Source organism: Kocuria sp. (assembly GCF_030536815.1).
GTDB lineage: Bacteria > Actinomycetota > Actinomycetes > Actinomycetales > Micrococcaceae > Kocuria > Kocuria gwangalliensis.
This window is the reverse complement of the sequence record NZ_JAUNPE010000058.1, coordinates 4,642-14,074: the sequence shown is the minus strand read 5'-3', so window position 1 is coordinate 14,074 and position 9,433 is coordinate 4,642. Positions and strand designations below refer to the sequence as shown.

At 65.7% G+C, this 9,433-nt stretch carries 8 protein-coding genes, 1 tRNA gene and 1 pseudogene; all 10 read right to left on the bottom strand.

The genetic code is table 11. The annotated features are described in order from the left end of the window. Window positions 1-108 precede the first annotated feature (108 nt). Window positions 109-182: transfer RNA gene (locus Q4E95_RS07140), tRNA-Leu, on the bottom strand. Window positions 183-251: 69 nt separating this feature from the next. Continuing rightward, complete coding sequence (locus tag Q4E95_RS07135; RefSeq protein WP_303382657.1) at window positions 252-1,637, bottom strand: NAD(P)/FAD-dependent oxidoreductase; 1,386 nt, start codon at window positions 1,635-1,637, stop codon at window positions 252-254. A gap of 81 nt (window positions 1,638-1,718) precedes the next feature. Further along, a complete protein-coding gene (locus Q4E95_RS07130; RefSeq protein WP_303382656.1) occupies window positions 1,719-3,092 on the bottom strand; it encodes a S8 family serine peptidase in 1,374 nt (457 codons plus the stop codon). A gap of 75 nt (window positions 3,093-3,167) precedes the next feature. After that, the gene (locus Q4E95_RS07125; protein ID WP_303382655.1) at window positions 3,168-4,118 is read right to left on the bottom strand and encodes a Ppx/GppA phosphatase family protein; all 951 of its coding nucleotides are present in this window, start codon (window positions 4,116-4,118) and stop codon (window positions 3,168-3,170) included. Between the two features lie 147 nt (window positions 4,119-4,265). Next, window positions 4,266-4,820: a DUF501 domain-containing protein gene (locus Q4E95_RS07120; RefSeq protein ID WP_303382654.1), complete on the bottom strand. Its 555-nt coding sequence runs from the start codon at window positions 4,818-4,820 to the stop codon at window positions 4,266-4,268. Between the two features lie 87 nt (window positions 4,821-4,907). Continuing rightward, complete coding sequence (locus Q4E95_RS07115; protein ID WP_303382653.1) at window positions 4,908-5,504, bottom strand: septum formation initiator family protein; 597 nt, start codon at window positions 5,502-5,504, stop codon at window positions 4,908-4,910. Between the two features lie 164 nt (window positions 5,505-5,668). Further along, window positions 5,669-6,952 (bottom strand): phosphopyruvate hydratase, encoded by a 1,284-nt coding sequence (gene eno / locus Q4E95_RS07110; RefSeq protein ID WP_303382652.1) that lies wholly within the window; start codon window positions 6,950-6,952, stop codon window positions 5,669-5,671. A 52-nt stretch (window positions 6,953-7,004) separates the two neighbouring features. Next, a complete protein-coding gene (locus Q4E95_RS07105) occupies window positions 7,005-7,808 on the bottom strand; it encodes a MazG nucleotide pyrophosphohydrolase domain-containing protein (protein WP_303382651.1) in 804 nt (267 codons plus the stop codon). Beyond that, window positions 7,805-8,944 carry an adenosine deaminase gene (locus Q4E95_RS07100; RefSeq protein ID WP_303382650.1) on the bottom strand — a complete coding sequence of 380 codons (1,140 nt, stop codon included), beginning with the start codon at window positions 8,942-8,944 and terminating at the stop codon, window positions 7,805-7,807. Before Q4E95_RS07100 ends, Q4E95_RS07105 begins: the two co-directional genes overlap by 4 nt. A gap of 3 nt (window positions 8,945-8,947) precedes the next feature. Continuing rightward, window positions 8,948-9,433: pseudogene (locus tag Q4E95_RS07095) on the bottom strand (ornithinee aminotransferase); the annotation flags it as partial.

The following is a 9,433-nucleotide window of genomic DNA, read 5'->3' as shown; positions in this document are numbered from 1 at the left end:
CGATGCTGCGAACCGGCGCCTTAAATGTCATGGGCCGCGAACCTGTGCCTCAGATGCCCCGCGCAGGAACCGGCGCGCCGGATTCCTGACCGGAAAAGAAGGAAGGGGTGCCCCCAGTGGGACTCGAACCCACACTGCGCGGATTTTAAGTCCGCTGCCTCTGCCAATTGGGCTATGGGGGCCCGTGCAAAAGCTACCGGTTCATCACCCGGGAAGGGAGCTGAACCGGTAGCTTCGCGAGTACACGTAGGTTACAGCCTTGCCTTGGCCGTATCCACCTCGTCACCTGCGGCGACCTTGAACGACCGGCGCGGGTCGCGCACGTGGCGCATGCCGGTGGTGTCGCGACCGAAGAGCATGTTGATGCCCCACTCGCTGAAGATGCGCACCTTGCGCTCGATCGTGGGGATCGCGTAGCCGTGGTAGAAGCGGTGAGCCGCCCAGGCGGGCAAGCCACTGAACTCGACACCGCGGATGTTGGCTACACCCTTGTACAGGCCCAAGCCGGCCACGGCGCCCAAGTTCTCGTGGTAGTAATCCTCCAGCGCCTTGCCCTCGCGCGCGGCAATGATGTTCTTGGCCATGGTCTTGGCCTGACGCACGGCGTGCTGAGCGTTGGGAACACAGAAGCCACCCGGCCCGGTACCGGTGAGATCCGGAACGGCCGCGATGTCTCCGGCGGCCCAGGCACCCTCGATCGGTCCGTCGTCTCCGGTCACACGCAGGTCCGCGCCGGCACGCACTCGACCGCGTTCGTCGACGGGCAGGTCGCTGTTCTTGACGAACGGAGAGGCCTGTACGCCAGCAGTCCACACCAGGGTGTCGGTGTACATCTCGCCGGCCGGGGACTTGTCCTTCATGTTGATCAGCTTGACGAGCTGGTCCTTGGCGGAATTCAGGGACGTGTTGAGCAGCACCTCGATACCGCGGGAACGCAACTGTGCCACGACCTGCTCGGCGCGTTCCTTGGAAACCTCGGGCATGATGCGGTCCATGGCCTCGACCAGAACGAAACGCAGGTCGGAGACCTTGAGGCGGTCATTGCGCTCCACGGCGGTACGGGCCATGTCCTCAAGCTCGGCGAGACCCTCTGTACCTGCATAACCTCCGCCGACCACGACGAAAGTCAAAGCCTTACGCTTTTCGTGCTCATCGTCAGTCAGGGACGCGATTTCAATGCGCTCCAAAACCCAGTTGCGCAGCGAGACGGCTTCTTCAATGGTCTTCAGACCAATGGCGCTGTCCGCCAGGCCCTCGATGGGGAATGTGCGGGTCATGGAGCCACCGGCAATGACGATCTCGTCATAGGGCAGATCGAAGTTGGGTCCCTGATCGATACCGCGGATACTGACCGTGCGGTTGGCGTGGTCGATGCTCTCCACGCGGCCACCGATGAGTTCGCAGTCCTTGAGGTGCTGACGGTGCGGAACAATGGCGCTGCGTGCCTCGATGTTGCCGGCAGCAACCTCGGGCAGGAACGGCAAGTAGGTCATGTACGGGTTGGGATCGACAACCGTGACGACGCCACCCGATTCCTTGATGCGCGTTTGTAGCCGTTGTGCGAGCGTGAAACCAACGTATCCGCCGCCGACGATCAGAAGACGCGGACGGTCTTTAGCCAATTGATTGAAAGCCATACCCAAAAGTCTACTCATCACTGACCCCATTTCCGTTCAGAACGACGCCGGGCGGGCTGCGCTGATCGTGAAATGTGCGCGTCAGCGGTTCACGGAGCGGATGTGGAACACCGCCGCGACCGTCAGCCCGGCAACCACCAGTCCGAAACCGGCCAGGATCACCACGGGCAGGGCACCCGTTTCGTTGAGCGGGGCATGCGCCACCGGCGGGGTGGCTTCCTCCGTGACCTGCTCGGTGTCAGAGGTTTCGGTGGCCCCCGGCGACGACGCCGTCTCACTGGCCGCGGCCGATGCCGGCCGGTGCACGCTCATCCAGTGCTGCATGCTGCCCAGCGGATTCTTGTCGACGTCCGGCACGTCCTCCGTCACGGCGGCCTTCACGTCCAGGATCCCGTATCCGTAGAACGGATCCTGGCCTTCCTCGCCGGCATCGTGGGCGGTGCGGATGATCTGGTTGGCGATCTGCGCCACGCTCAGATCCGGGTTCTTGGCCTTGATCAACGCGGCTGTTCCGGAGACCAGGGGCACGGTGGCAGACGTACCGGACCACTCGGCGTAACCGTCACCCGGCATAGCGCCCACCATGTCCTCGCTCGGACCCGCAACCGCGATCGAGATTCCCTGGGACGATGAGTCCCAGCTCGCCCGGCCCGCGCGGTCCACGCCGCCCACCGTGAGGACACCGGGAATGGTGGCCGGGGCTCCCACCTGGTTGAGCCCGGAACCACGGTTGCCCGAGGCCGCCACGACCAGGACATCCTTCTCCTCCGCGTAGGCGAACGCGGAGTCCCACGACTGCGGCCATTCGGTGGAGTCCGAGCCCACGGACATGTTGATGACGTCCGCCCCGTTGTCCACGGCCCAGCGAACGGCGTTCGGAATCTGCTCGTTGACATCCTTGACGCCGGGCTCCTCGTTGCCGAGCCACAGCGACACCGGCAGGATCTCCGCTTCGGGAGCCACACCGATCACACCGCTCTGCTTCCCGGGACCGCCCGGATTGGCCTCGCCGTGGCCCCGTCCGGCAGCCAACGACGAAACCAGGGTGCCGTGTTCGGGTTCCGCGCCCAGGCCGCGGTGTCCATTTCCAGCACCGTTGCCGGACACGTCCGTGCCATCCACAACGGCGTCGCTGAGATCCTGGTGGGTTGCGTCCACGCCGGTGTCGATCACGGCGATCTTCACGCCCTTGCCGGTGGATTCCTTCCAGGCATCGCGCACACCGTATTCGTCGAGCCAGTATTCTCGCTCGCGGATCGAGTCCACGGACACGGGTACCTTGCCGTCCGTGGGCGGCGGTGCCACCGGGGTTTCCAGGGGGATCGACGGCGCGGGAGCCGCGGGTGCCTGCTCGTTGTCGGGCATGGCCACCGCGGGGGCTACGGCAAGGGACAGGACCATGGCGGCAGCGGCCGCACCCGAGAGTGCGCGGCGGCGCGTGGCGTGGACCGACATGACTAACCTCACCTTGAATAGGAACGCACTGGCGGGGACACCCCTGGCCGTTGGGTGTTCAAAACCATTGAGGGGTCAGCGCACCAGGGACAGACCAATTCCGTCCAAAATATCGTGCTCGCTGGCCGTGACCGACCGCACTCGGCCCTGTGTCGCGGAGACAACCCGTTCGATGACACGCCGCCAGACGAGGGCACCGCCGCCGATCACATCCACGCGGCCCTGGTGCATGTACCCCAGTTGCGCCCGTTCCTGCCTGGTCATGGCCGTGAGGTCCTTGCAGGCCTGGGCGATCGAGTCCACGGACATGGTCGATCCGTGGATCGCGTCCGGGTTGTAGCTCGCCAGGCCCATGGCGCGAGCCGTCACCGTGGTGATCGTCCCAGCGACACCCACCAGGTGGGTGGTTTGTGACAACGGAACGATCCGGGCCACGGAGTCCATGGCCTCGTCCACGTTCCGAAGCACTTGGCGTTGCTGTTCATCGGTGGGCGGGTTGGCACCCAGGTACCGTTCGGTCATGCGCACGCATCCCACGTCCACGCTCTTGGCCGCGGTCACGCCGTCCACCGTGCCCAGCACGCACTCGGTGGAACCGCCGCCCAGATCGACCACGAGCACGCGGTCCTCGGGCTTCAGTGGCCCGGTCGCGTTGGCGGCACCGCGGAAGGACAGGGCCGCTTCTTCCTCGCCGGTCACGACTTCCGGCACGACACCCAGTCGTTGCCTGATGCCGTCCACGAACACCTGGCGATTGCCGGCGTCGCGCGTGGCTGAGGTTGCCACAAAACGGATCTTGTCCACCTTGTGCTTCTTGATCAGGCGGGCGTATTCCTCAACGGCGGCGAAGGTCCGGTCCAGCGCGGCCTCGGCGAGCCAACCCGTGGCGTCCACACCCTGACCCAGGCGCACCACGCGCATTTCACGCACGATATCGATGAGCTCGGGGTGTCCGTTCTCGTCCTTGACATCCGCAATCAGGAGGCGGATGGAGTTGGTCCCGCAGTCAATGGCAGCAACGCGCATGGGTGATGGATCCTCGGCTCTATGGGGAGTGCGCCGATTCAGCAGCGCGATCCCACTTTACCCACGTTCTTGACGCCTTCACGACGGCGAAGACCTGGCGCCCGGCGACGGCGCGAATGACGCACCCGCCCTCAGCGGTGAACCCGCTCAGTCCGCAGTGCGCCATTCCGGGTCGCACGCGCAGCGGTCCGTGCTCCAGGTGTCCGCGATGAGGCCCAGGGTCTCGTCGCCCAGCGGGTTCACCCCGGGTCCGGCGGCCAAACTGTGGCCCACCAGCACATGCAGGCATTTCACGCGCGTGGGCATGCCACCGGCGGAGATCCCTTCGATTTCGGGGACCTCGCCGATTCCTGCTTTCTCACCAATCCGACGCCGTTCCCCCAGGTAGTGTTCGTGGGCCGCCCGGTACTGCTCCGCGAGCTGCGCATCTTCTGTGATCCTGTCCGACATGCCGTACATGCTGCCCTCGGCCTCGAGCCGGGACACCGCGGACGTGATCACCGGGTGCGTCAGGTAGAACACCGTGGGGAACGGCGTGCCGTTGGACAATCGCGGTGCGGTGGCAACCACCAGGGGGTTACCGCACACGCAACGGGCCGCGATCTCCACCACGTCCCGCGCGGGGCGGCCGAGCTGATGTCCCACCACCGTGAGATCCTGCTGGGTCACTGCGGGGGCAGGGTTCGGCTGTGCTTCAGTCACTTGCGTACTACTTTCCGGCGCGCTGCTGGGCCAGTTGGTCAATGGGGAAGAAAACGGTGTGGAGGGATGCCCTGCGGAAATAAACGGTTACTGCTCCGGCTCCACCGGGGCGATTTCCGGCTCACTCTGGGGGAACGCCGAGTCCACCACGGACTGCCACAAACCGTCCGCCCACGCGGGTTTACCCGCTTCGACCTGTTCGGCGGAGGACTCCGCGGCTTGGCGGCCCGTTTCTTCGGCGCCGAGCACCAGGTAGGCGCGTTCACCGGGCATCACGTAGAACATGCGCTCGCGAGCCTGTTGCTCCACGTACGCGTCGTCACCCCAGCGTTCCTCTTGCAGCTTGAGTTGCTGCTGCTCCTGTTCCTTGGCCGCGATGGACTCTTCGAGCGCGGTGATTTGGGCGCGCTGATCGAAGAAGATCTTGGCGGTGGGCGCCGCCAGGAACAAGATCAGGGTGGCCACCACGATCAGGGCAATGAGTCTGCCATTGAAGGAATGCGCGGGAGTGGGTGCCGTGACCGTGGACGATCCACCGCCGGAGTAACCGGCGTGCGAAGCGGGTGTGCGCTCTCCTGCGTTGACCGATCGGCTCTTGCCACGGCCCTCGGCCAATGTGGGTTTCCCGTCCGCGCCCTGCCTCTTACCGGAGAACCGAGGAATCCTCGGCCTGGGGCCAACCATGCACACCTCCCGCGTTGCACGGCGCTCTCTCGTGTGAGACGCGCTCCGAATTTATCCTGCCGGCCATTCTAGCGGCGAAAACTTCGCGCTCCCCACACGCAACCGCCCGGTCCCCGCGAGGGGAACCGGGCGGTTCGTTCACCCAACAGTGTGGGTGGAGGGTCTTACTTGGCCGAGAAACGCGGGAACGCGGAAGCTCCGGCGTAGCGAGCGGCGTCGCCGAGCTCCTCCTCGATGCGCAGCAGCTGGTTGTACTTGGCCACGCGCTCGGAACGAGCCGGGGCACCGGTCTTGATCTGACCGGCATTCACGGCCACGGAGATGTCCGCAATGGTGGTGTCCTCGGTTTCACCGGAACGGTGCGAGACCATGCAGCGGTAGCCGTTGCGCTGCGCCAGTTCCATGGCGTCGAAGGTCTCGGTGAGGGAACCGATTTGGTTGACCTTCACGAGCAATGCGTTGGCCACGTCACCCTCAATGCCGCGAGCCAGACGCTCCGGGTTGGTCACGAACAGGTCATCGCCGACCAGTTGCACCTTCTCGCCAATGGCACGGGTCAGGGTGGCCCAGCCTTCCCAGTCGTCCTCGTCCAGCGGGTCCTCGATGGAGACCAACGGGTACTTGTCGACCAGGTCCGCGTAGTAGTCGGACATGTCCTTGGCGGAGCGCTTCTTGCCCTCGAAGGAGTACTTGCCCTTCTCGAAGAACTCGGAGGAGGCCACGTCCAGGGCCAGGGCAATGTCGGTGCCGGCCTTGTAACCGGCCTTTTTAATGGCGTCCAGGATCAGGTCCAGGGCCTCGGCATTGGACTTGAGGTTGGGTGCGAAACCGCCCTCGTCACCCAGGCCGGTGGACAGGCCACGATCCTTGAGTACGGACTTGAGGCTGTGATAGACCTCCACGCCCCAGCGCAGGGCCTCGGCGAACGTGGGCGCACCGATCGGAGCAATCATGAACTCCTGGATGTCCACGTTGGAGTCCGCGTGGGAGCCACCGTTGAGGATGTTCATCATCGGAACGGGCAGCAGGTGTGCGTTGGGGCCACCCAGATACTTGTAGAGCGGCAGGTCCGCGGAGCTGGCCGCGGCGCGGGCCACGGCCATGGAAGCACCCAGGATGGCGTTGGCGCCCAGCTTGGACTTGTTGTCGGTGCCGTCCAGGTCCAGCATGGCCTGGTCCACGGCGCGCTGGTCGGAGGCGTCCAGGCCCACGATTGCCTCTTCCAGCTCCTCATCCACGGCGTTGACGGCGTCCAGCACGCCCTTGCCCAGGTAGACCTTCTTGTCCCCGTCACGGCGTTCGGCTGCTTCGAACTCGCCCGTGGAAGCTCCCGAGGGAACTGCTGCGCGGCCGAAGCTGCCGTCCTCGAGCAGTGCCTCTACCTCTACCGTGGGGTTACCACGCGAGTCCAGAATCTGACGGGCTTGCAAAGCAATGATCATTGCCATGGATAATCTCCTTGCTGGTCGTTGACCTATCGGGCGGTGCCCTGATGTCAGCCTACCGATCTCGGCTGGTTCCCGGCTGGATCGGCCGATTATTCGTCTCGATGTAACGTCGCACGGCGCCTCGCAGGGCACGTTCGGAATCCAGTCCCATCGCCGACGCCGCTCGCACCTGTTCCAGCAGCCGGTCACCGAATTCGGCCTCGGCACGTTCCACGCCCGCGGCGTCCTGGGTCCCGATGGGGCCCGGCGTATTTTCCACGCCGTGGCGACGCGCCTTGGTGAAGGCCTTTTCGGCGAGCGCCAGCGCGGGCAGCGCGGGGGGAATCCCGTCGAACACGTTGGTGCGGTGTGGTTTCTCGGAGCGCTTGACGGCATCCCACCGCGCGGAGAGCTCCTCCTGGGTGGCCCGTGCAGGGCCAGCGGGATCCCCGGCGGGGTTCGTGCCCGTGTCAGGGGCCCCGTTCCGCGCGGGCCGGCCGCCGAATACCAGCGGATGCCTGCGAACCAGTTTGTCGGTCACCGCGGCCACGATGTCGGTGACGTCGAAGGCCCCACCAGCCGCGTGTTCCTGTCCGATACGCGCGTGAAACACGACCTGCAGCAGGATGTCGCCGAGTTCTTCCACGAGCTCGGTCCGGTTGCCCGCGCTTCCGTCCTCCGTGTCGTTCGGGGACTCGACCGCCTCGACCACCTCGTACGCCTCCTCGACCAGGTAGCGCAGCAGCGACGCATGGGTCTGGGCGCCGTCCCACTCGCAACCGCCCGGGGAACGCAAGCGGTCCATCACGCGCACGAGCTCTTCGAACCGTTCGCCCGTGCCTTCGGGGACGGCCGGTGAGACATCTCGGGAGCTCACGCGCAGGCCTCCTCGATCCGCTCGCACAACCACTCCTGATATGCGCGGGGCACGAACGCCGCGCGCGCCGCGTTGAGCTGGATGTCCGTGAGCTCCCGGTTGGACCATCCGGCGTCCGAGATGAGCAAGGACATCTCGTGGGACACGGAGGTCGCGCTCATCAGCCGGTTGTCCGGGGACAGCGTGACGGTGAAACCCGTTCGATGCAGCTGGGTGATCGGGTGATCCTTGATGGAATCACCCCAGTGGCTGATCGCACCGGTCTGAAGGTTGGAGCACGGGCACACTTCCAAGGCAATGCGACGGTCGCGCACCCAACGGGACAGCGCCCCGGTGGCGTCCGGGTCGTTCTCGAGCAGGCGGACACCGTGCCCGATTCGCAGGGCGCGTCCGGCCACCAGTGCGTCACGAATGGACTCCGGGCCGTCCGCCTCACCGGCATGCAGGGTCACGGGAACCAGGTTCTGCGCCAGCAGGTCCAGTGCTTCCCGGTGATCCGACACGGGGAACCCCTTCTCGGGGCCGGCCAGGTCGAAGGCCACCACGGAACCGGGTTCGGGTTCGCCGACAACGGCACCGAGCGGCGTCGTACCGGCCGCCGCGCGGACCCGATCGAGCACCAACTGGGCGATCTCGCGGGAGTTGTTCAGGTGCCGCATTGCGCACAGGATCTGGACCGCGGAAATGTGACCACCCGAGGCCTTCACCGCGGCCACCCCGCGGGCCAGGCCCTTCTGAACAGCGTCAACGGCCCGCTCGAGCGTGAGTCCCCTGGTCACGTGTTGCTCGGGGGCCCAACGCACCTCGGTGTGGAGCAACCGGTCGGCAGCGGCATCGAGCACGTACTCCTCGGCCACCCGTTCCAGGGCGGCCGCGGTCTGTGTCACCCCCGTGGTGTGCGCGAACGTGGTCAGGTAGCGCTCCAGGCTGCCGGAGTTCGCGTTGTCCACGAACCATTGGCCCAATGCCACGGGATCAGTGGTGGGCAGTTGATGGTCCACGTCTTGGGCGAGCGCCACAATGGTGGCCGGGCGCAGCGCACCGTCCAGGTGATCGTGGAGACACACCGCCGGAATAGGCCCGAGGGCCCCGTCCATGGCGCGGACGGAGCCCTCGGTGGGTGTTGCTTGCCTCATGAATCAGTAGTTCCAATCCTGCAGTGCGTCGTTCATGTGCTGGGGGATGTTGGAACCGGTGCGCGGGAACATGCGCAGTTCCTCCAGGTAGTTCTGACCCGGCAGGCGCTGTTCGTACCGCACGAAGGCCTCCTCGTCCGAGTAGTCGAAGGACACCTCAGGGGGCACGCCCGGGCGGAAGCGGAACATCATGGCCAATGGTGCGCCGGAGCCCTCCACGTAGGAATCGTCCTTGAGCTCCTGGACCTTCAACTGGTTTTCCGGAACCAGGTCGAACGTGGCGCGCTGATCCCAGAACCCGTTCAGGCGAACGTGGGTCAGGGCGTCGTAGTAGGTACCCAGTGCGCGCACCCGGATCAGCACGGTGGACACCTCGCGTGCCGTGCCGCCGTCACCGAAGAGGTGCTGCTGCGCCTCGCTCAGGCGCGACTGGATGTCCGCCAGGGTCAACACCAGGTTGCCGGTGGCCAACGAGTCGCCGCTGGGCTG

What these genes read in the sequence shown, in the direction of transcription:
- Q4E95_RS07130 (WP_303382656.1), bottom strand. Translation starts at nt 3,092, where the DNA reads ATGTCGGTCCACGCCACGCGCCGCCGCGCACTCTCGGGTGCGGCCGCT.
- Q4E95_RS07135 (WP_303382657.1), bottom strand. Translation starts at nt 1,637, where the DNA reads ATGGCTTTCAATCAATTGGCTAAAGACCGTCCGCGTCTTCTGATCGTC.
- Q4E95_RS07100 (WP_303382650.1), bottom strand. Translation starts at nt 8,944, where the DNA reads ATGAGGCAAGCAACACCCACCGAGGGCTCCGTCCGCGCCATGGACGGG.
- Q4E95_RS07125 (WP_303382655.1), bottom strand. Translation starts at nt 4,118, where the DNA reads ATGCGCGTTGCTGCCATTGACTGCGGGACCAACTCCATCCGCCTCCTG.
- Q4E95_RS07115 (WP_303382653.1), bottom strand. Translation starts at nt 5,504, where the DNA reads ATGGTTGGCCCCAGGCCGAGGATTCCTCGGTTCTCCGGTAAGAGGCAG.
- eno (WP_303382652.1), bottom strand. Translation starts at nt 6,952, where the DNA reads ATGGCAATGATCATTGCTTTGCAAGCCCGTCAGATTCTGGACTCGCGT.